The sequence below is a fragment of the Bacillus sp. FSL K6-0069 genome (assembly GCF_038007785.1).
In the GTDB taxonomy this organism is placed as follows: Bacteria; Bacillota; Bacilli; order Bacillales; family Bacillaceae_G; genus Bacillus_A; species Bacillus_A mobilis.
Genome location: NZ_JBBOXN010000001.1, coordinates 4,413,658 through 4,435,397, shown reverse-complemented (window position 1 = coordinate 4,435,397; position 21,740 = coordinate 4,413,658). Strand labels below are relative to the sequence as shown.

The window sequence follows — 21,740 nt, the reverse complement described above, 5'->3', positions numbered from 1 at the left end:
CTATATAAAAAAAGACGAGATCCTATAGGATCTCGTCTTTTTTTATTGGATATAGTTTAAAATTCCATCTGGATATAGTACTTTCTTCTCCTGAATGAATGCAGTAATGGGAATCCATTTTGCATACGATACTGTTTGCTCATCTTGTATATTCATTTTTTCCATTTCATATAGTGATATGTCTAATAAGCGTACAGAATATAGTTGAATGATTTCATGACCAATTTCTCCATCAAGATGAAAGATGTTTTCTAAGCAGCCTAAATAATTGGTGATTTCCACTTCTGTATGAAGCTCTTCTTGAAATTCACGAATAACGGTATGTGCTGATTTTTCACCAAGTTCAATTGATCCACCAAGAGGTCGGTAAAATGTTTCATCGCCTGTATGATATTCTTGTACGAGAAGGCGACCTTGATGTGTAGCAAGACCAAAAGCTTTTGCACGTGGATACATATTGCAATCACTCCTTATTTATTTTGTATAAGGATGATTATAATGTGTTTTGTAATAAAAGGTCTCGTGTATTTAAGCCTGTGGTCTAATCGTTATCCCATCAAATAAGTCATTCCAAAATGCTTCATTATACTGAAATACATCCATAATAGGGCATTTTATAGCGCAAATATTTTGTAATCCCCAATCTTCTTCTACAACAGTTGATACATCATCAGGAATGAGTAATAGGACAGAGAATGTATGTTTAACTATTCGAGATAAAATGTGTTCCAAGGAACGAGCTTCTTCGTATGTTCCTCCAGTTCGAATAAACAATATGGATTCTTCCGTTTCAATTGTCGTTAGAAAACGATGAATTCGATGCTCATAGTTTAACTTAATTTCTGTATAAGAAGGCCAAGAAGTTGGTGTGTTTACATCTGTTTTAAAGTCGTGGCAAGAGTCAATTTCATATAGGTTGTCACGGAGTCTTAATTTTGCACCATCATCCCAAAATGAGATGAAGGATAAGTTTTCGAACTGTAAAAAACGGTCAAATCGATTTTGTAATAATACATTCACTTTTTCTAATGAAGGGCTTAGCATAAAATCGATAACACCAAAAAATGGTGATAATTTGAATTGATATAAAGCCCAAGCAGGCCAGCAGTTTTGCCCTAAGCTGAATACTGCATTATATTCTTTTTTTATATTGGATAGATTCATGTGGTTCATCTCATCCTTTTTGTTAATATTTTATGTCATTAAAAAATGGTATGTGAATCAAGATAGACAAGCATATTTGCAAAGAATAAGCAGAAATATGTTACAATAGAAAAAAATCGAACGAGGTGGTTGTTACGATGCGATCGAAGCGAGAACAAGCCATTTTAGACAATATAAAAGAATGGGAATCGCAATTAATTGAGCAAGAAGCGACTGATTTTCAAAAAATGTTTGATAAATGGGTACATACGACAATTGCGAAATTACCTGAGAAAAAACGAAAAGATTTCTTTACGAAAGCAGATGGATGGCTCTTTCATTTGCATGCATTGATTCAAAGTTCACAATCACAGTTAGATGCGCGTAATCGTATTTTAGGAACGTCGAGATTGTTTGATGAATCGATTGAGCAATTAGAAGATTTAAAAGCATTATCTATTGATCAGTTAACATACATAGCAGAGCAGCAAACAGCACGACATCGCTTATATTCATTCGTACAAGGCGGAGCAACGGGTGCTGGAGGCTTATTATTATTAACGGCTGATTTTCCAGTTATGATTGCGTTAAATGTGAAGGCTGTCCAACTTATTGCCACATCGTTTGGACATGATGTGAACAAGCCTTATGAAATGATGCTTGCGTTAAAGGTGTTTCATGCGTCATTACTACCAGGAAGACTTCAGCAATATGCATGGTACAATTTACTGCAAGAGTTAGAGCAAGAAGATTCGTTCTTCTACGAAGGAGACGAAGCGGTGTTACAACCAGCTTCTACTGAAGTTGTGTTAAAACAAATTTTGAAAACATTTTCGATTTATGCTCTTCGTCGTAAATTATTCCAAGGTATTCCGGTAATTGGAATGGCAATCGGGTCTACAGTGAATTATCGTTTAACAAGAAACGTTACTGAATTTGCAAATAGATTTTATCAAGTGCGCCACATAGTCGAGAAGGAAAAAAGAGCGTAAAAAAAAGCGAGAGGCCGAAGCCTTTCGCTTTTTTAATTTGTTGCATGCTTTTTGGACATTGGAATAGATACTGGTTGCTTTTCTGCTTTCTTCTCTGCTTTTGGATAATAAATTAAATCCAATGTTTTTGCCTGTACGGCAATCGAAAGAATAGTAAAAGCAATTTCTGTCCAATTTAAATAATATAATGAAAGCGCAAGAACAATCGCGTCAAAGACGAAGAAAATTTGCCCAATTGTAAAACGAGTTCGTTTACTTAATACAATTGTTAAAATATCGTCCCCGCCGGTTGCACCGCCAAATCGCAATATAAAACCGAGTCCAATCCCAGCTAATGCACCGCCAACTACTGCAGCTATAAATAAATTGTTTGATAAATCGACCGTAAATGGAGAATAATTTTCCATAAGAGAATAAAATACTCCGAATGAAATCGAACCTAGGAATGAATAGCCAACCATTTTTCTACCTAAAAATGAAGCACATAGTAAAATAATTGGGATATCCATAATTACAGTTGAAATAGATGGTGAAATATCATAAAAATTTTGGATGAATAGTGCAATTCCTACAAAGCCACCTTCTGTTAAGTGGTTTTGGAAGTGAATGTGATATAGCGCTGCTGCTAAAATAAATGAACCGATTAAAACCATAAAAATTTCTTTAATAATTTGTCGACTTTGGATGTTCCTCATCGTTATTCCTTCTTTCCGTAGTTAGTAGTCCTGTTTGTGTTGTAAACTAACTACGAGCTCACATGTAGCTTTCAGTTAGTTTACGAAAAAACTAACTACGCTATATGTCGCTGAAGAAATAACGAATAATCCTCTCGTCCATCAATTCTCCCTACCTTCGTTTTAGTTTAAGTCTTAAAACGACTAAACAAAACGTGGAGTAGGATTCTTCATTTAGCAATCCTTCTCTTCTTTGTTTTGTTTAGCTAGTAACAATTAAGTCCTAAACAAAACGCTATGTGTAAGAAGAGTCTTTTTTTTGCCAAATTATCCTTCGGGCAATCATAATTTCCCCACTCTCGTATTTTTTTCGCTAGACTAAAGTATCTGAGCTGAAAAATACGCTACGTGTATGATTCGTCAATACGATGCCACATGCTCCTTCGAGCGATCATGATATCAAAATCCCTTCCTTCAAGATTTATATTATTATATCATACTTTCAAAAAATGTATGCGGATGGAAACCGACAATAAACGGAGGGAATCTACAAAAATTGTTATGTTTAAATATTTTTGTAGAAAAGCCTAAGTTATTTCGCTAAGTCGGACAGTTTTTTAGTTTGTCCAATAAGTAAGAAAAGAAGAATTTTTATTCAGTTGTATTCTTTTCATCACTTTTATCTTTAAAAAACGTATCCCAGCTAATCACACTTAAAAACGTTAAAGCGATAATAACGAAAGCGCGCATAAATTTTAGACCTCCTTTTGTACACAGTATATGAATCGTTCACTTTGGAATGTGCCATTTTTTTACAAGTCTTAACTATTATGAGATTATATTAATATAGATAGATAAAAGGGAGAGTGGAGATATGCTAAAAGACATGTTCAAAAGAAAAGAATTAACATGCGTTTCATGTAAGAAAAAGATTCGATATGAAGAAGAACTTGTCGCTTTTGTAAAGTTGCCGAAAGAAAGAAGTATATTAGTCGGCCCATTTGATGTGTGTTTGGCGAAAACAGCACAAGAAATATATTGTAAATCGTGTTACGACAAAAAAGCATGACCCAAAGTAATTGAGGGGCATGCTTTTTTCATTGGTGTGCTTTCCCCTCAGATACATTTTGAGTGAGTCGATACCAAAGCCAAAGGTCATTAATGATGGAAGCGAGATCGGCAATTTCTGAATTCAGTTTGCAAGAAATTTCGAAGTCTTCTTCGTTATTTAAATGATGCTGTTTTGTATTAATAGAGTGCTCGAGTTCTTTTATTCGATCAGGAATCTTTCCGCGAACTTGTTCCCATTTCAATAAAATAGCATGCTGCATTTTTTCGGGGATATCTTCCCAATCTTCTTGTAAATGAGGAATTTCAATTCCTAGGTGATCATCGTATAAGAAATATTTTTCCATAAGTTCACCCCCGTTGTCATGCTTATATTGTACATGAAAACAGAAAGAAGCTCGACGGAATTGTTTGAAAAAATTTGAAAATGACTCTTGATACATTTTGTAAAAGGTGTTAAAGTGTGAATTATTATAAAAGAAAATGAATATTTATTCTTTAGGGGGATGCAAAATGGAGAAGAAAAAAGTGGTATTAGCATATTCCGGAGGTCTTGATACTTCCGTTGCAATTAAATGGTTACAAGAGAAGAATTATGATATTATCGCGCTTTGTTTAGACTTAGGGGAAGGTAAAGACTTAGCATTTGTAAAAGAAAAGGCACTTTCAGTAGGTGCAATTAAATCATATATGATTGATGTTCAAGAAGAATTTGCAAATGAATATGCATTGATGGCGATGCAAGCACACACGTTATACGAAGGGAAATACCCTCTCGTTTCTGCTTTATCACGCCCGCTTATCGCGAAAAAATTAGTAGAGATTGCAGAACAAGAAGGAGCGACTGCAGTTGCGCATGGATGTACAGGGAAAGGGAATGATCAAGTTCGTTTTGAAGTTTCTATTCAAGCATTAAATCCTTACTTAGAAGTGATTGCGCCTGTACGTGAATGGAAATGGTCACGTGAAGAAGAAATTGCCTATGCAAAAGAAAACAATGTACCAATTCCGATTAATTTAGATAGCCCGTTTTCAATCGATCAAAATTTATGGGGACGCAGTAACGAATGTGGCATTTTAGAAGATCCATGGGCAGCGCCGCCAGAAGATGCATATGAGATGACATTGGCATTAGAAGATACACCGAATAAACCAGAGTTTGTAGAAATCGGTTTTGAAGCAGGCGTACCGACGACTTTAAATGGCACTGCATATTCACTTTCAGAATTAATTAAAACGTTAAATGCACTTGCTGGAAAGCATGGCGTTGGACGTATCGATCACGTAGAAAATCGTCTTGTTGGTATTAAATCGCGTGAAGTGTACGAATGTCCAGCTGCAATGACGTTAATCACAGCACATAAAGAGCTGGAAGATTTAACGCACGTAAAAGAAGTAGCGCATTTTAAACCGGTGATTGAGCAGAAAATAACAGAACTTATTTATAACGGTTTATGGTTCTCTCCTTTAAAACAAGCACTTCATGCTTTCTTACAAGAAACGCAAAAGAATGTAACAGGTACAGTACGTGTGAAATTATTTAAAGGCCATGCGATTGTAGAAGGACGTAAATCTGAGTACTCTTTATATGATGAGAAACTAGCAACATATACTGCCCAGGACGAATTTAACCATGATGCAGCAGTTGGATTCATTTCATTATTCGGTTTACCGACGAAAGTATACAGCCAAGTGAATCAAAAGAAGGTGGAAGCGTGAGCAAACTTTGGAGCGGACGTTTTACAGAAGAAGCAGAAGCATGGGTTGAAGAGTTCGGAGCATCCATCTCCTTCGATCAACAATTAGTAAATCAAGATATAAACGGGAGTATTGCACACGTAACGATGCTAGCAAAGCAAGGCATCGTTACGAAAGAAGAAGCAGGGAAAATAAAGGTAGGGCTTCAATATTTATTAGAAGAAGCGAAACAAAATAAATTACATTTTTCAGTTGAAGCGGAAGACATTCACTTAAACATTGAAAAAATGTTAATTGAACAAATCGGTGAAGTAGGAGGGAAACTTCATACCGGCCGAAGCCGTAATGATCAAGTGGCGACTGATATGCATTTATATTTAAAAGAAAAAGTAGAACATATTATAAAAGCTACAAAACAATTGCAAACTGTTCTTGTTCATCAAGCAGAAAATAATATTGAAACCATTATGCCTGGTTATACGCATTTGCAACGTGCCCAGCCAATTTCATTTGCTCATCATATTCTCGCTTACTTCTGGATGTTAGAGCGTGATGTGAATCGTTATGAAGATTCGTTAAAGCGTATTAACATTTCGCCATTAGGAGCAGGAGCGTTAGCTGGGACAACATTCCCGATTGACCGAGAATATAGTGCGGAGCTTCTTGGATTTAATGGAATCTATGAAAATAGTTTAGATGCAGTAAGTGATCGTGATTTCATACTGGAGTTCTTAAGTAACTCATCTATGCTCATGATGCACTTATCACGCTTTTGCGAAGAACTTATTTTATGGAGTAGCCAAGAGTTTCAATTTATTGAAATGAGCGATCAATACGCAACGGGAAGCAGCATTATGCCACAAAAGAAAAATCCAGATATGGCGGAACTTATTCGTGGTAAAACAGGCAGAGTATACGGTAATTTATTTAGTTTACTTACAGTCATGAAAGGATTACCGCTCGCTTATAATAAAGACTTACAAGAAGATAAAGAAGGAATGTTTGATACAGTAAAAACAGTAGAAGGGTGCCTTCATATTATGGCAGGCATGCTAGAAACGATGACAGTCAACAAAGAAAAGATGGGGCAAGCTGTAACCAAAGATTTCTCAAACGCAACAGAAATTGCTGACTACTTAGCAAGTAAAGGACTACCATTCCGTCAAGCTCATGAAATTGTTGGGAAGTTAGTGCTACACTGCACACAAAAAGGGATTTATTTAGTAGATGTACCACTTGCAACGTATAAAGAAATGAGTTCGTTATTTGAAGAAGATTTGTATGAAGTTCTTTCACCGTATGCAGCTGTGAAACGTCGTAACAGTGCTGGCGGGACAGGATTTGAGCAAATTGAAAAAGCTTTGGAGAAGGCGAAGGGGTTAGTTGGAGAGTTCGTTGGAAGTTGATTGATTTATAGGGAAGAAGGTACGCTAATCTTGATGGAGAGAAGCTTACCTTCTTTTTTTATAGCCCAAAATTAATCATACTTATGTCGATCTTCCGTAATTCGAATATATTCAATATCCATTAAATCTCGTAGTAATGCACCGTTACTTAGTTCAATTCCGTGTGTTTCTTTAAAATGTGCACGAATCGTCTCTAGCATTTCAATTTCTTTTCCATTCACATCTAAAATAATACGTTCAGAATCATCCATGTAGCATCCTCCTTTTTTTAACATCTATATTTTGTCCGTCTATTTCTAAAAAATGTATGTTAACCTAAAGTTAGGAAATAAGAAAGGAATGGAAAATGAGACGTATTTATTTTATAGGGATAATTTTGTACACATTAATTGTATTACACGCTGCATTCCCAAACATCTTTTCATTTAAGGATGTAGAAACAGTACACGTTGGGATATTTATCCTTATTCTATTTATAGTAGATTGCTGTATTTCAATATGGATTTCGAAAAGAAAACATGTACAAAATAAAAAAGAAATGGAACGAAAAAAGAGAAAACGTTCCTTTTGGATGACGACGTACTGTTTTTCTTTAGTACTTACTGCTGTTTTTTTTAGTGAGCATATTCCATTAGAAAGATTAAATATTGGATTTGGAGCGTTCGTATTTGCATACTATTTTTTCATGCACTTTCTTCCTTATATGAAAGAAAAGCGAGGAGAAGAGGAAGATCCGCTTGTAGAAGAAGCAAGAGAACAAGAGCATAAGAGAATAGAAGAAGACATACAGAAACTCGGAGAACAAAAACGGTATTTAAAATCTAAAATCATATATGTTCTTTGCTTTATCACGCCGCCAATCGGTTATTTGTATGTATTCTGCCTTCGTAAAAAAATGACAGAAGATGCAAGGCAATCTTATTTAACAGTAGCTACGATTATGATGGCATTGTGGTCTTTGAAGTTTCTTCCGCCTTATGTGTTGGCGATCGTTATTGTTGTTGTGGTTTGTTTTGTATTTATAGTGAAGTACTTTACATAAAAAGTTTAAAAATTTTTTAAAACCCCGTACTAAATTTAATACGGGGGTATGTTTGTTTAAATTTGGTGAAAAAATTCATTCTTAGCATAGTATGAAATTTTATATCTTTACAATTATTTCGGGGAATTTAAATCGTTTTTTGTTTTTGAGAATAAGTAATTTTTTAAGTGAATGGCCACGAGCCTGGCACTTATGTGAATTAAATTTTGAAGGCTAATCAGAAATTTAGAGGGGAAGTAGTTTAATATGTTTTTATAAATAGTAAAAGAAAATAATTTAACTTAATTGATAGTAACAGATGTTGCTGTATAATCTGCTTCATCAGCCTTTATATTTTATTAAAATTGTGATTTAATATTTTATATCATAGTTAACTTATATGAAAAATATGTTTTTTAAAAAGTCTACTGTTTAAAAAAACAAACAGTAATAAAAAAAAAATAACTATTTATTTTTTTTTATTGATAAAGTTAAAATTAAATGATAAGATATTATCAACAGATTGAATTTACTGAAAAAATTTAATCTTAAATCAAATACTAGGAGGGATTCTAATGAATGCTGTATTAAACCTACAAAAAATGAATGTAGAAGTTGAGAAAAAAGGTGTCATTATTACCAAAAAATGCATGCAAAATAGCTAATTAATAGATCAGAAATATACGGATATTGGTTTATTTGTATTAAATATAATTACTAATAAATCAAATACTAGGAGGGATTCTAATGAATGCTGTATTAAACTTACAAAAAATTAGTGCTAAAGTTGAAGAAAAAGGTATTATTTATACTCGTAAATGCAAATACGAAGGTTAATTTAAATGAAATTACTAATAAATCAAATACTAGGAGGGATTCTAATGAATGCTGTATTAAACCTACAAAAAATAAATGTAGAAGTTGAGAAAAAAGGTATCATTATTACTAAAAGATGCAAAATGGCTGATTAATAGAGTGAAAATGGATAGATATTGATCTATCCATTTTTTCTATAATTTTTTGGAGGAATTCAGATGGGGAATTATCAAAATATATCTTTTAAAAAAGCTGAAGAAAAGGATTTAGATTTTCTTTTTAAATTATATACATCAGATGAAGTTGTGGAGCAGGCATTAAGTCCAGACATCAAGTTAAATAATCCTGAAAATTTATTAGATACGATAGAATTTTTAAGAGACGAATCTAATGGAGCCCTTTATATTGTTAGAAATCATACTAAACCCATTGGTGTTGGTATAATTTACGATTACTCCAAGTTTCATCAAAGGGCAAAAATTGGAATATCTTTATTGAAAGACTGCACTAACGAAGGGTTTGGAAGCTTAATTTTTAATTTTTTAATGAAGAAGTTAAAAGAAAAAGAAGCTATTATTAAAATTTCAGCAGAGGTATTTGAATATAATCCACTTGCAATGCGATTTATAGAAAAAAAAGGGTTTATAAATGAATGTACTTTTCAAAAACATATAAAGAAAAATAATCAATTTTATGACTTTAAAATATATTCTACTTGGTTAACTTAAATTTAAAATGTATAAGAAAAAATATAGAAAGTAGTGTGAATAATTTGAACGAACGGGATTTATCGCAAATGAATGATTCTTTTTTTTATTATAGTCAAAATAATAAAACGGAAAAAAATATATATATAGATAACTCGTTTATGAACGATGTATCTTGTGATTATAATTTCTTCACTCAATTTGATTTGTCGCTTAAACCATTACCTAGACAGGGCTGGAAAATACATATTTCCTGTTACTATGATAACTATCAAGATATATTAAATATAGTTAGCGATTATTGTTTTAGAAATAAAATTACATTTAAATACATAAATAACACGAATATTCTTTTTTCTCTTCTTGAGAAATCTGCTAACAGATTTAGTGCTGGTAAATACATTACAATTTATCCAGATGATGAAAAAAGATTCAAATACATATTAGAATCTTTATATGATGACTTAAAATTGTTTAATGGTCCATACATATTGACTGATAAAAGATATCTTGATGCAAAAGTCATATATTATAGATATGGTTTAATTAATCCTCAAAGTGATTCCTATCAAGATTATTTAATTGGTCCTGATGGAGAGACAATAAAGGATCTAAAAGACTGTTATTATTTTCAGCCGGATTTTGTTACCTCTCCTTTTAGTGAGGAGGTGATACAGGAGCCTAAATATTTATCTAAAAAGTATTTAGTTGAAAGTGCTATAAATATTAATAATAGTGGAGGAATATATATAGCTTATGCAAAAGAGATGCATAAAAAAGTGGTCTTAAAAGAAGCACGTCCATACGTTGGGATTTCAGAAGAACTAACAAGTATATTTTTTCGGAAGAATGAGAAAAGAAATCTTGAAATATTGGCTTCGTCTCCTTATACTCCTAATATAATAGATGAATTTTGGGAGTGGGAACATTACTATATAGCTCTAGAATATATTGAAGGTATTAATTTCAGTGATTATGCTGCATCAGCTGGACCAGCGGTGATGCATAAAGAAAATAAACAAGAACTTATTCATTGTTATAAAAAAATTAAAGAAATATTTATAAATATTTTAAAAGCGGTTATTGAATTTCATAAATCTGAAATAGTATTAGGAGATATTTCTTCTGATAATATAATAGTAAATAATACGAGTATTACTTTTATTGATCTAGAAGATGCACAATTAATTGATAAAAAGCCTCAATTTAATGCCAAAACAGTTGGATTTTATAATGAGGGAATAGATGAATTAAGTCTTGAAAATCAAGATAAACAAAAGTTAGGATATTTATTCTTAAATATGTTTAGTAATAGTAATAAACTGCTCTATTTAGATCAATCCGGAGGGATGACAGATCGTATTTTCCAATCCTTTGCTATTGAATATCAAGTACCGAAAATTTTTGTGGAAATCACAAATCTGCTGATAAAGTCTAAAAATATTGAGCTTGAATATGTCTTGAAATTACTTGAAAATGATGATTTAAAAGTTACATATGATAATTCTATCAAAAAAGAAATTTATCCTTGTTTATCGGACGAAATTAATAGCTTAAAAAAAACTATCCAATACCACTATAATAAACATAGCAAAGCTCTTTACCCTATTAATTCTCCTGAGAAAAATGATTATAGTTTATTATATGGATATCCATTAATATCCTTAATGGGTGGAATTCATATTTCAGAAGAAAATCATATGAGGGATCAAATTTTAAAAATTAATGATATAAGCCTAGCTAATGGTATTTCTGGATACCTATTTTACAAGTCTTTAATCGGTCAATTCAAAGATATTGAAAGCTATATAAAAAAAATTGATAATGAAATTAAACATTTATCTGATATAAATATACGCAATGGTTTATGTGGTATTGGTGTTACTTACTTACACATGTATAAAAAATCACAAGATAAATCATTTCTTACTAAGGCTATAGATTTAGAAAAAATGATTCAGAAATTAGTTATCTCTGAACTTGAAAAAGACTTAATAGGAATAAACTTAGGATTGTTAGATGGGCTGACGGGGGTTGCATATTTCTATACGTACTTATATGAATTTACCTTAGAAACTAAATATTTAGTTTTGTCTGAATCTCTTATAAAAAAAACACTGTCTCATAAAAGAAATATTTTTAAGGGAACTGCACTTCCAATTAAATCTAATTCAAATGTTTTTTCACCATATTTAGCCAATGGTGGAGCTGGATTAGTAAAAACAATAATAAGGCATTTGAACTATAGTACTGCAAGTAAAGATGTATTTGAAAAATATCTACTCCTACTCTTGGATGGAATAGATAGTAAATTCGTCTCTAATCCGTCATACTTCTATGGATTAGCTGGTATTGGCGATGCTTTTCTTGATGCTTACCATTATTTTAATAATGAATTATATCTGAAAAAAGCATATGAAATATTCCAGAGTATACAATTATTTAAGGTGCCATTTGAAGGGAATCATTATTATCCAGGAGTTGACTTACTGAATTTAGGTTTGGATTTTGAAAAAGGATTAGCGGGTATTCTTTATTTTTATAAAAAATTAAATCAAACAATGAAATCTAAAGGTAATTCTTTATTACAAAATGCTTCCTGTTGATTATACATAATATTCATATAGAGGAGAAAGCCGGATGGTATTAGATACCATCCGGCTTTCTCCTCTATATGAAAGGATTTTAAATATATTTTCAACTAAGAAATAATCTTGTTATCTTTACGTAACACACTTTTCTCTAAGGTTAACCTTCTTTCTTTTTTTAAGAGTTGATAGGTAGAAAGATTTACTGTTAGAAGTATCGAGATTCCTATAGAAATAAATATCATATTAGGATCTATCTTTTCGAAAAGAATACCAAAAATAACTATTCCTAGTGGATTAAACAATTGAACGGAAGTAAAAAATATACTAAAAACCCTTCCTTTAAATTCTTCTTTAATAGTTTTATGTAGGATGACCATAATTGGTACATTTACACTTGTAGTTATACCTCCAATTAAGGCATTTATTATAAAATAGTATACAGTTATCCATGTATTATTTAACGAGAATATGAAAGGAATACTTATTAAAGATACTAATATGCCAATACCGATAATACCAAGTTGTAAGTTTCCTAAAGGATCTTCTATATCTTTTCTTATACCCATAATAATACCGGCTATAAATATCCCAATTGCGATTCCTGATTCAATTAATCCATATTGAATATCGTTGACCTGAAAGGTTGTAATTGCTACAAAAGGTAACCCTATAAACAAAGCGGTAATGAATAAGTTAACAAATACCGCAATACCAATAACAAATGTAATAATAGAATTCCCTCTCATATAATTCATACCTGAAAGAAAAGATACCCAAATGCCCTCTTCATTTTTTTCGTATTCAGTGGATTCGTTAACACTTTTATTAAAGTTAAAATTAATAATGATATTAACAACAAAAGAAAGTGCTTCTGTAAAAATTATTGTTAATACAAATGAGGGGAATTCTTGGTAGGCATACAACAAACTGCCGAACACTGGTGCTAAAATCATAGATAAAGATGATGATACTTGTAGAAAGGAATTAGTCCTCTGAATATCTTTATTAAAGACAAGAGAGCTAATGGAAGCGTTAAATGCAACACTTAAAAATTTATCACACGTATGTAAAACAATTAATAATAATATAGTTGTAATATACATATGTGAATCAAATGATTTTGAAAAAATAAAAAAGAATATCAATGATAATATGCTTAATATTTGAGCTCCTTGTACAATTATTTTGCGATTTAATTTATCCACCGTATATCCCACTAAGGGTGTTAGTAGAAGGGATATTAAAGGTCCAATCAATATTGTTATCCCAAAACTTAATGCAGATCCAGTTTCTTTTAAGACAAATAAACCTATACCAAATGAAAACACTTGGCTACCAAAATTACTAATAAAGTGGCTTGTTAATACTTTTATTATTTGAAATAAAGATGATTTTTTCAAAACACATGTCCCCTTCATTTTAGTTCTTACACCGTTTATTTTTTTGTTACAGTAAAAAAAAATAAACGGTGTATTAAAAATTAAAAGTACTTATATAAGTACTTTTAATCTACTTTTGTTAAAGAAATATGCATTTGTATTTTCGAATCATTTTGAGATGATTTCTCTTCAAAATTTTTGCAAAGCTGTTTAAGGGATTCATAAAATTCTTCAGCTAGACTCTCACCAAATTGAACGTTGAATGCTTTAATAAAATTATTATTAGATTCATTTTGTTTAAGTAGCAAATCAGGAGAAGCGATAATGGATTGAGCAATTGGCTGATAAAACATTTGTATAAAATTTCGAACTTGTTCAGTTTTGACTACTTCTATTAAACCGTTTTTTTCTAATTCTTTTAAATGATAATGAATTTTAGAACGAGGAACTTCAAGTTCATCACTCAACATTTGGCTTGTTAGGGGTTTTATACCAATTAGGTGTATAATTTTCACTCGGAGAGGATCGCTAATACTTTTAAGTTGTTCTAAGTTATCTATCATGTAAATCTCTTTCATTAATAATACCCTCCTTCCAATTTTTTTTAGTATATCATTAATTTTCATAACAGTCAATTTTTTTAAACAGTAACGTTTTTTTTTGTGGTTTTGATAGACTATACGTATCCCATCTATACGAATTTCACGATTTATTAAAATGAGATATTTTCAGTTATGGTTATTAATCATTTTGAAGTACCGTTACATCATTATAAAATAAAGAAACACATTCTTTCTCAAAATGGTAAAAATGAACTTTGGTTGTATAAGAAACAAAAAAATTTATTTGATTTAGTATTTCTTTGTTATTTTAGTCGTTCATAACCCCTTCTAATATTAGTATGAATGATGATATTTATTCAGAAAATAGAGAGGATTAAAAAGCATTAAATATAGTAATAAACAAGTAATAAATGCATAAAAAATAGGCGTATCTAAAACATCATTAGGTACGCCTTAAAAATATATTGTTAAAAAACATGTGTTGTCGAGTGGTATATGGTATTTATCTTTAATTACTTTAGATCCAGTATTACGAATTAGAGTTGAAGTTTTATTTATAAATTTAAAGCTCACCTTGCTCCTCATCACCACGAACAACAAGGACATCGCATTTCGCATAGCGAATAATATGTTCAGAGACGCTACCAATTAGGAAACGCTCAACAGCATTTAAACCAGTTGCACCACACATAATTAAATCTACTTTATGATTTGGAGCGATTTCTTTTGAAATTTTAGATTTAGGATTACCAAATTCTAATACAGTTTCAATTTTTTCAAGGCCAGCTTCAAGCGCAGTTTTTTTGTAGTCTTCTAATAAGTCTTCTGCAAATAGATTTGCACGTTCAGCAATTGCACGGCTATAAGCTTCTACTGCTGAGTATGCTTTTACATCAACGATATGAGCAATTGTTAATGTTGCATCGTTTCGTTTTGCGACTTGAATTGCTTTTTTAAAGGCTTTTTCTGCTTCTTTAGAACCATCCACCGCGATTAAAATATTTGTATATGTATTATTCATAGTAAATTCCTCCCAATCATTTTTATTACCGTTTACAACTTTATTATAAAACAAATTTTGGTAATGTGCTTGTCGGAAACGTTACAGAATTTTGAAAACTTTATTTTAATTCATTTTAGTTGTAATTGGTGCGAGAACTTGTTACATATGAAGTATAGCAATTTAAAAGGAGGCATGTTTGTGAGACACGCGCTCATTACAGCCGGTACGAAAGGTTTAGGAAAGCAAGTAACAGAAAAGCTATTGGCTAAAGGATATTCAGTAACAGTAACATATCATAGCGATATAGCGGCTATGGAAACGATGAAAGAAACATATAAAAATATGGAAGAGCGTCTACAATTCGTGCAAGCGGATGTCACGAAAAAAGAAGATTTACATAAAATAGTAGAAGAAGCGATAAGCCGTTTTGGCAAAATTGACTTTTTAATTAATAATGCTGGTCCATATGTATTTGAACGAAAAAAGTTAGTTGATTATGAAGAAGACGAATGGAATGAAATGATTCAGGGTAATTTAACAGCGGTGTTTCATTTGTTGAAACTTGTCGTTCCTGTTATGAGAAAACAAAACTTTGGCCGTATTATTAATTACGGATTCCAAGGAGCAGATAGCGCACCGGGATGGATTTATCGTTCAGCTTTTGCGGCAGCGAAAGTAGGACTTGTTTCATTAACGAAAACAGTTGCTTACGAAGAAGCAGAATATGGTATCACTGCAAATATGGTATGTCCTGGTGATATTATTGGTGAAATGAAAGAAGCGACAATTCAAGAAGCGCGTCAGTTGAAAGAACATAACACACCAATCGGTAGATCTGGAACAGGTGAAGATATCGCAAGAACGATTTCGTTTTTATGTGAGGACGATTCCGATATGATTACCGGTACAATTATTGAAGTAACTGGTGCAGTAGATGTTATTCATAGACATCGATAGAGCGAAATAAAGTGAGGTTTCGAATAATTGGACAGTTTATCTTGTACGCTGAGAGGTGAGGATAATACTGTCCTTTAATATAAAATTAAATCTATCGGAAAACTCGTATTATTTTTTGTCAAATATTGAGATATTATGTTAAAATATAAGAGCGTAGAAAGCGCTTTAAAAAATGATTCAGGGGTCATTTCATAACTCAAGGGGGAACTAATAATGCGTATCGGTATTCCAACAGAAATTAAAAACAATGAAAACCGCGTGGCAATGACGCCAGCGGGAGCAGTACATTTAGTACACAATGGTCATGAAGTTTTTGTTCAAAAAGGAGCAGGTATAGGATCAGGCTTTACAGATGAAGAATACGTACAAGCTGGTGCGAAACTTGTTGAAACTGCTGAAGAAGCATGGAATCAGGATATGGTTATGAAGGTAAAAGAGCCAGTTGCAAGTGAGTATGGTTATTTCCACGAAGGTTTAATTTTATTCACATACTTACACTTAGCTCCAGAACCAGAATTAACGAAAGCATTAATTGATAACAAAGTTGTATCAATTGCATACGAAACAGTGCAATTAGACAATCGTTCTTTACCATTACTTGCACCTATGAGTGAAGTAGCTGGTCGTATGTCTGCACAAATCGGTGCACAATTCCTTGAGAAAAACAAAGGCGGTAAAGGTATTTTACTTGCAGGCGTTCCAGGGGTAAAACGCGGCAAAGTAACAATTATCGGCGGTGGTCAAGCTGGTACAAACGCAGCGAAGATTGCAGTAGGTTTAGGTGCAGATGTAACAATCATCGACTTAAGTGCAGAACGTCTTCGTCAACTAGATGACATTTTCGGTAATCAAGTAAAAACGTTAATGTCTAATCCATACAACATTGCAGAAGCTGTAAAAGAATCTGACCTTGTCATTGGTGCAGTATTAATTCCGGGTGCAAAAGCGCCAAAACTTGTAACAGAAGAAATGATTCAATCTATGGAACCAGGTTCTGTCGTTGTAGATATCGCGATTGACCAAGGTGGTATTTTCGAAACAACTGACCGTATTACAACTCATGACAACCCAACTTACGAAAAACATGGCGTTGTTCATTATGCAGTTGCTAATATGCCAGGTGCGGTTCCACGTACATCAACTCTTGCATTAACAAACGTAACAGTACCATATGCAGTACAAATTGCGAACAAAGGCTACAAAGATGCTTGCCTAGGCAACACTGCATTATTAAAAGGTATTAACACATTAGATGGCTATGTAACATTCGAAGCAGTTGCGGAAGCTCACGGTTTACAATACGCTGATGCAAAAGAGCTACTTGAAAAAGCTCCTGCGTTATCATAATAGAGATACATTCGAGACCTTCCTTTATGAGGAGGGTCTTTTTTATATGAAAAGATTGTAAAAAAATTGCTGTTAGTAGTAGATATTTATGATAATTTAGAATTATGTGTAAAATGAGCGCAGAAGAAGGGGGATAAATGTGGAGAAAGTAAATCTATTAGAATTAACAAAGGACATTCAAGATCAACATAAAAATTTCGTCGTTTCAAATGTAAACAGTCATTGCTTACGAATCGCTGTATTTATGGGTGAATATGATTGGCACTATCATTCTAATTCGGATGAATTATTTATTGTGTTAGAGGGAGAACTACTTATCGATTTTGAAGATGGAGAAACAGCGGTTTTAAAGCCGAATGATTCGATCTTAATTCCAGCATGCACGATTCATAGAACGAGAGCATTAAAGAGAACAGTAAATCTTTGTTTTGAAAATATAGAAGCTGATACGATTAAAGTGGAGCAGTTATGAAAAAATTATCTGTAGCCGAGTATAGAAAAATCATTCCGATTTTAGAAAGTAATACAAGAACGACGACGTTTGCTTATGCGGTATGTGACCAAGTGATAGATGGTGAGATTTTTGCTAACGAGAAGTTAACAGCAGGATTAATTCGTACAGCTAACGGTATCTATTATTTATTTGGTGATACGAATGATCAAAATTATAATGAAGATTTATTTATGTATTTAAAAATGGCTATTGAAAAAACAGAGAAGAGATTTACACTCTTCGCTTCAAGTGAAGAGTGGGAAATGATGATTGAAGGGCGTTTTAGTAATGCACTTCGATATATGCCGCGAATGAAATTTAAAAGCATAACCTTTGAAGAGAAAAAACAAGATTGTAACAAAAATACATATGAAGTGAAGCGTATTGATAGAAGTAATATAGAACGAAGCAATGAATTTACAGCGGAGTATTATAAAGAATATTGGGGATCAAAAGAAACATTTTGGGACGGTGGTTTTGGATTTTGTATAGAACAAGGTGGGATGATTGTAGCTGAATGCGTTTCGATATTTAATGGGAATGGGTTTGCTGAAATTGATATTGTGACGCATGAAGCATATCAAGGAAAAGGGTTAGCTCAAGCTGTTGCGACACGGTTCATTGAACATTGCATGCAAAATGATATTACACCGTGTTGGGATTGTTATGTAGCTAATATTCCTTCGCAAAAATTAGCTCGTAAATTAAGTTTTAATCATCCGATAGAATATAGATTGTTTGTACGGAAGAAAACGGGGGAATAAAAATGAATGTGGAGTTAACGAGATTTAAAGTGAAGCAAGGTAAAAGTCATCGTGTAGATGAATGGATGCAGCTTCTTAATGACAATATGAGAGAAGTACTTTTGACACTAAATGACGAAAAGATGTACGTTGAGACAATTTTCCGGGAAATAAGAGATGGAGAAGAGTACTTATATTGGTATTCTGTGCAAGGAGAAGGCGGGGCTCTTGTCGAAAATTCTCATCATGAAATTGATAAAAAGCATTTAGCGTTTTGGTATGAATGTATTGATGAAGAAGTACAGTCTGTTGATATGAAAACAGAAGTTGTTATGATTCAAGATGTTGTGAAGGAAGCGATGAAATAATAGAATAGTATGTTGGAGAGAAGCACATCAAAACAGGTGTGCTTTTTTATTTTGAAAAAAATTATAGAAAAGCTGTATACATTTTACGCTCTCAAACGTTGAGTATATAGAAAGGAGAGCAGGATGAGCTATGATACGTTTGAAACATTATTAATAGAGAAGTCAAAAGTTGTGTTTGGATATTTAATTAAGATTGGAGCAGATAGAAAAGAAGCAGAAGATATTGTGCAAGATACGTTGTACAAAGCTTTATTACTTATGGAGGAAATACCATTAGAGCATTTAACACCGTGGCTCTTTAGAGTTGCGATCAATCAGCACCGAGATTTACATCGAAAAGAAAAAAGATTAAATCCCATTGCGATTGAATCTGTTGTTCTTATTGGTCAAAAGTCGTTAGATGAAGTGCTTTTAACAAGTGAACTACAAGGCGAGGTACAAGCAATATTGGAGACGATGACGGAGGATTATCGTCATATTTTACTGTTGAAATATGAGTATGAACTATCTTATAAGGAAATTGCCATTTTATTAAGTATGAAAGAAGAAACAGTGAAAACAAGTTTGTACCGTGCAAGAAATCAATTTAAAAAATTGTATAGGAGGAGAAACGATGAGTCGGAAGGACTTTGATTTGAATATGGATGATAAGCAGATGAAGACTTTGATGAAGAGAGCGAAAAGGAAACAGTTTTTTAGAAATTTTGTCATCTCAATCTTTGCATCTACTTTAGTGATTATTGGATCTTTCACTTTAATAGTATATTTAAAACAAAAAAACTTTAATGAGATGGAAAGAAGAGTATTTGCAGAGCAAACTGTAAAGGGTCCCAACATAAAGTTTTATTCTCACAGAAAATTAAATATGGGTTTAATGAGCGACTCTATTATGTATAGTTCATATAAAAATATTTCGGGTCAACCAGTTAAGTGGATAGATGAAATATATGAATATGATGTGTGGGGATATATGTCAAGAAGTCATAATGGAAATACGCATTTAGAGGAAGAGCGATTTAATGTAGACGCAGCTGAGAAATTGCCGGATTACAATATACAAACGATGCAACGCGAAATGAGGTTTTACTTGCCTTTCACGAAATATAAAAATTACGTGAATGATTTAAAACAAATTGGGGATTTGAAAAATAAAGTTGCGGAAGTGGCCCTATCGTTTGATAAAGCGTATACGATGGATGAAATTATGGGAATACTACCAAAAAATGTACAACCAGTTTGGTTTTGGGTTGATACATATGATGAAAAGAAAGCGGATAAATATGTTGGCTTAATAGACTCAACAGGTGCAGTTTTAAATGCGATAATGTCTAATCGGGTTTATGGATTTACGGGAAGTCATGCAAAAAAAGAAGAGGAAATGAAAATGGATTTTGAGAGGAATTCAAAAGAATTTATAGGAGCAATGAAAACATTAGCAGAAGATGAACGACATATGGATGATGCGAAAGATTCGTATAAAGAAATCAAAAACACGAAACCAAAAGACCTACCAATATACGGTGTAGTTGTAACAGGCAAAACAGAGGATTTACAAAGTTTACAAGGAGCACCATATATTAAGGCTGCTGTTAGAGGTGTAACAGTTGAGAAATATTAATCACAAACGATTAATGTGAATAATCAGAAAATTTATGTTATAATATGGGAAAAGGAGGTTCATATGAGGCAAATACATGGAGCAATTTATATTTACATAACAATGTTTTTCGTGGCTATATCTTATGGATTAGGGCACGTGTATTCGCATCCTATACTAACTTTTTTAAGCGGAGCATGTATGGCGTTTGCGCTTCTTGTCCACCTTTTCTCAGTTTGGATCGTGAAATTTCAATTAAATATTAGTGAAATAGAAGAAGGCACTTTTTAAGTGGCCTTCTTTTTTTAATAATATTTTGGAAGCTCTTGTAGCAATTTTTCAATTTCGCATTCGGTTTCTTTACATATAGACAGTGTACGTAGTCTGAAAAATAAGCTGCGTAAGAAAGATTTTATATTTCCGTATAAGTACTCATACGATTTAATATGTAATGTTTGTTTTTGGGCAGGTAATTGAGCTACTAAATCATGAAGGGCTAATATGAGAGCCTCTTCCTTTAGACCATTTTGTAGCATTGAGACAATCGGATAAACGAGGCGCTCGTCTTCTTCATATTTGTAGTAAATAGAATGGACACAAACTTTGTTTAATAAAGTTTGTAATATTTCTTCGTAATATAAAGTTTCTAGTTTAGGGCTATTCACAAGCGCCTCAAATGTATCAGAAGCATGAGCGATACTATGTGCCCAGCCGTGGTCTTGAACATATCCACGGAAATCATGTTCATTGTTCATATATAGAATTAAGTGATCTTTTACAGTTAAAATATCATTCTGTGATAAGAAATTATATTTTGTATCCGCATCAATAATGAGTGTAAGTAATAATGTCGTAAATGCGCGGGTAAATACAGCATCTTTGTCATCTGAATGAATGTTATACAATAAATAGTTTTCACTAATGCTTTCTAATAATAATTTCTGTAAGTGTGTGTGTGAAATGTAGTCCTTTTTGATGAGATGGTAAAAAGTAGAGTAAATAAGTTTGTCCCTTAAATAGCTATCAGTAACACCAATGTGTTTAAGCAAATTTGAACTTAAAGAATCAATGTTAATTGTGTTATCCATTATGTAATTATTATTACGAATTTCTTCTAACTGTTGTTGTAACATATAAACCTCCTATTTTAGAAAATTCTGTATTTTAATAGTAT

General features: G+C 32.4%; 27 protein-coding genes. 18 read left to right on the top strand and 9 right to left on the bottom strand.

Translation table 11 applies throughout. From position 1 onward, the window contains the following. Positions 1-42: 42 nt before the first annotated feature. Both MHB74_RS22795 and MHB74_RS22790 read right to left on the bottom strand, forming a co-directional pair. Positions 43-456 carry an NUDIX hydrolase gene (locus tag MHB74_RS22795; RefSeq protein ID WP_061679876.1) on the bottom strand — a complete coding sequence of 138 codons (414 nt, stop codon included), beginning with the start codon at positions 454-456 and terminating at the stop codon, positions 43-45. Between the two features lie 72 nt (positions 457-528). After that, complete coding sequence (locus MHB74_RS22790; protein WP_061679877.1) at positions 529-1,164, bottom strand: DUF1796 family putative cysteine peptidase; 636 nt, start codon at positions 1,162-1,164, stop codon at positions 529-531. A gap of 137 nt (positions 1,165-1,301) precedes the next feature. Between MHB74_RS22790 and MHB74_RS22785 the strand changes: the two genes are divergently transcribed. Further along, the gene (locus MHB74_RS22785; protein WP_061679878.1) at positions 1,302-2,135 is read left to right on the top strand and encodes an EcsC family protein; all 834 of its coding nucleotides are present in this window, start codon (positions 1,302-1,304) and stop codon (positions 2,133-2,135) included. A 32-nt stretch (positions 2,136-2,167) separates the two neighbouring features. Here MHB74_RS22785 and MHB74_RS22780 read toward each other — a convergent pair whose 3' ends face one another. Then, the gene (locus tag MHB74_RS22780; RefSeq protein WP_001244511.1) at positions 2,168-2,830 is read right to left on the bottom strand and encodes a YitT family protein; all 663 of its coding nucleotides are present in this window, start codon (positions 2,828-2,830) and stop codon (positions 2,168-2,170) included. Between the two features lie 853 nt (positions 2,831-3,683). Here MHB74_RS22780 and MHB74_RS22775 point away from each other — a divergent pair. Continuing rightward, positions 3,684-3,878 carry a hypothetical protein gene (locus tag MHB74_RS22775; RefSeq protein WP_061679879.1) on the top strand — a complete coding sequence of 65 codons (195 nt, stop codon included), beginning with the start codon at positions 3,684-3,686 and terminating at the stop codon, positions 3,876-3,878. 28 nt (positions 3,879-3,906) lie between these two features. Here MHB74_RS22775 and MHB74_RS22770 read toward each other — a convergent pair whose 3' ends face one another. Continuing rightward, positions 3,907-4,224 carry a hypothetical protein gene (locus MHB74_RS22770; RefSeq protein ID WP_061679880.1) on the bottom strand — a complete coding sequence of 106 codons (318 nt, stop codon included), beginning with the start codon at positions 4,222-4,224 and terminating at the stop codon, positions 3,907-3,909. A gap of 166 nt (positions 4,225-4,390) precedes the next feature. On the opposite strand from MHB74_RS22770, the gene MHB74_RS22765 reads away from it, so the two are divergent. Together MHB74_RS22765 and argH are read left to right on the top strand one after the other, a co-directional pair. After that, positions 4,391-5,596: an argininosuccinate synthase gene (locus tag MHB74_RS22765; protein WP_061679881.1), complete on the top strand. Its 1,206-nt coding sequence runs from the start codon at positions 4,391-4,393 to the stop codon at positions 5,594-5,596. Continuing rightward, a complete protein-coding gene (gene argH, locus MHB74_RS22760) occupies positions 5,593-6,981 on the top strand; it encodes an argininosuccinate lyase (protein WP_061679882.1) in 1,389 nt (462 codons plus the stop codon). The genes MHB74_RS22765 and argH overlap by 4 nt, the downstream gene beginning before the upstream one ends. 71 nt (positions 6,982-7,052) lie before the next feature. On the opposite strand, the gene MHB74_RS22755 is transcribed toward argH, so the two are convergent. Beyond that, complete coding sequence (locus MHB74_RS22755; protein WP_052943339.1) at positions 7,053-7,232, bottom strand: hypothetical protein; 180 nt, start codon at positions 7,230-7,232, stop codon at positions 7,053-7,055. 95 nt (positions 7,233-7,327) lie between these two features. Between MHB74_RS22755 and MHB74_RS22750 the strand changes: the two genes are divergently transcribed. The 6 genes from MHB74_RS22750 to MHB74_RS22725 all read left to right on the top strand — a co-directional run bounded on the left by MHB74_RS22750 (position 7,328) and on the right by MHB74_RS22725 (position 12,131). Next, positions 7,328-8,023 carry a hypothetical protein gene (locus MHB74_RS22750; protein ID WP_061679883.1) on the top strand — a complete coding sequence of 232 codons (696 nt, stop codon included), beginning with the start codon at positions 7,328-7,330 and terminating at the stop codon, positions 8,021-8,023. Positions 8,024-8,577: 554 nt separating this feature from the next. Beyond that, positions 8,578-8,667 (top strand): class III lanthipeptide, encoded by a 90-nt coding sequence (locus tag MHB74_RS22745; protein ID WP_270400608.1) that lies wholly within the window; start codon positions 8,578-8,580, stop codon positions 8,665-8,667. 82 nt (positions 8,668-8,749) lie between these two features. Next, on the top strand, positions 8,750-8,839 hold the full coding sequence (locus tag MHB74_RS22740) for a class III lanthipeptide (protein WP_000994777.1): 90 nt from the start codon (positions 8,750-8,752) through the stop codon (positions 8,837-8,839). A gap of 44 nt (positions 8,840-8,883) precedes the next feature. Then, entirely contained in the window at positions 8,884-8,973 is a 90-nt protein-coding gene (locus MHB74_RS22735) for a class III lanthipeptide (RefSeq protein ID WP_270400605.1), read from the top strand. 63 nt (positions 8,974-9,036) lie between these two features. Beyond that, positions 9,037-9,546, top strand: a complete 510-nt coding sequence (locus MHB74_RS22730; protein WP_061676302.1) for a GNAT family N-acetyltransferase — start codon at positions 9,037-9,039, stop codon at positions 9,544-9,546. Positions 9,547-9,614: 68 nt separating this feature from the next. Then, positions 9,615-12,131, top strand: a complete 2,517-nt coding sequence (locus MHB74_RS22725) for a class III lanthionine synthetase LanKC N-terminal domain-containing protein (RefSeq protein WP_061676303.1) — start codon at positions 9,615-9,617, stop codon at positions 12,129-12,131. Between the two features lie 95 nt (positions 12,132-12,226). Here the strand turns inward: MHB74_RS22725 and MHB74_RS22720 are convergent, their stop codons facing one another. The 3 genes from MHB74_RS22720 to MHB74_RS22710 form a co-directional block, all read right to left on the bottom strand. Then, positions 12,227-13,516, bottom strand: coding sequence for an MFS transporter (locus MHB74_RS22720; protein ID WP_061677016.1), 1,290 nt, complete (start codon positions 13,514-13,516; stop codon positions 12,227-12,229). 104 nt (positions 13,517-13,620) lie between these two features. Continuing rightward, positions 13,621-14,073 carry an ArsR/SmtB family transcription factor gene (locus MHB74_RS22715; RefSeq protein ID WP_061677017.1) on the bottom strand — a complete coding sequence of 151 codons (453 nt, stop codon included), beginning with the start codon at positions 14,071-14,073 and terminating at the stop codon, positions 13,621-13,623. Positions 14,074-14,620: 547 nt separating this feature from the next. Further along, positions 14,621-15,079 carry a universal stress protein gene (locus MHB74_RS22710; protein WP_061677018.1) on the bottom strand — a complete coding sequence of 153 codons (459 nt, stop codon included), beginning with the start codon at positions 15,077-15,079 and terminating at the stop codon, positions 14,621-14,623. A 147-nt stretch (positions 15,080-15,226) separates the two neighbouring features. On the opposite strand from MHB74_RS22710, the gene MHB74_RS22705 reads away from it, so the two are divergent. The 8 genes from MHB74_RS22705 (at position 15,227) to MHB74_RS22670 (ending at position 20,857) form a co-directional block, all read left to right on the top strand. After that, positions 15,227-16,018 (top strand): SDR family oxidoreductase, encoded by a 792-nt coding sequence (locus MHB74_RS22705; RefSeq protein ID WP_061677493.1) that lies wholly within the window; start codon positions 15,227-15,229, stop codon positions 16,016-16,018. 213 nt (positions 16,019-16,231) lie between these two features. Further along, positions 16,232-17,365 carry an alanine dehydrogenase gene (gene ald, locus MHB74_RS22700; RefSeq protein ID WP_061677019.1) on the top strand — a complete coding sequence of 378 codons (1,134 nt, stop codon included), beginning with the start codon at positions 16,232-16,234 and terminating at the stop codon, positions 17,363-17,365. A 139-nt stretch (positions 17,366-17,504) separates the two neighbouring features. Beyond that, positions 17,505-17,837, top strand: a complete 333-nt coding sequence (locus MHB74_RS22695) for a cupin domain-containing protein (RefSeq protein ID WP_061677020.1) — start codon at positions 17,505-17,507, stop codon at positions 17,835-17,837. Further along, positions 17,834-18,622, top strand: coding sequence for a GNAT family N-acetyltransferase (locus MHB74_RS22690; RefSeq protein WP_061677021.1), 789 nt, complete (start codon positions 17,834-17,836; stop codon positions 18,620-18,622). The genes MHB74_RS22695 and MHB74_RS22690 overlap by 4 nt, the downstream gene beginning before the upstream one ends. Before the next feature lie 2 nt (positions 18,623-18,624). Further along, positions 18,625-18,969 carry a DUF6176 family protein gene (locus tag MHB74_RS22685; RefSeq protein WP_061677022.1) on the top strand — a complete coding sequence of 115 codons (345 nt, stop codon included), beginning with the start codon at positions 18,625-18,627 and terminating at the stop codon, positions 18,967-18,969. 123 nt (positions 18,970-19,092) lie between these two features. Further along, positions 19,093-19,602, top strand: coding sequence for an RNA polymerase sigma factor (locus MHB74_RS22680; RefSeq protein WP_061677023.1), 510 nt, complete (start codon positions 19,093-19,095; stop codon positions 19,600-19,602). Continuing rightward, positions 19,583-20,587, top strand: a complete 1,005-nt coding sequence (locus MHB74_RS22675; RefSeq protein WP_061677024.1) for an anti sigma factor C-terminal domain-containing protein — start codon at positions 19,583-19,585, stop codon at positions 20,585-20,587. Before MHB74_RS22680 ends, MHB74_RS22675 begins: the two co-directional genes overlap by 20 nt. Before the next feature lie 63 nt (positions 20,588-20,650). Further along, positions 20,651-20,857: a hypothetical protein gene (locus MHB74_RS22670; protein ID WP_001248905.1), complete on the top strand. Its 207-nt coding sequence runs from the start codon at positions 20,651-20,653 to the stop codon at positions 20,855-20,857. A gap of 14 nt (positions 20,858-20,871) precedes the next feature. Here the strand turns inward: MHB74_RS22670 and MHB74_RS22665 are convergent, their stop codons facing one another. Continuing rightward, a complete protein-coding gene (locus MHB74_RS22665) occupies positions 20,872-21,699 on the bottom strand; it encodes a DUF2785 domain-containing protein (RefSeq protein ID WP_061677025.1) in 828 nt (275 codons plus the stop codon). Positions 21,700-21,740 lie beyond the last annotated feature (41 nt).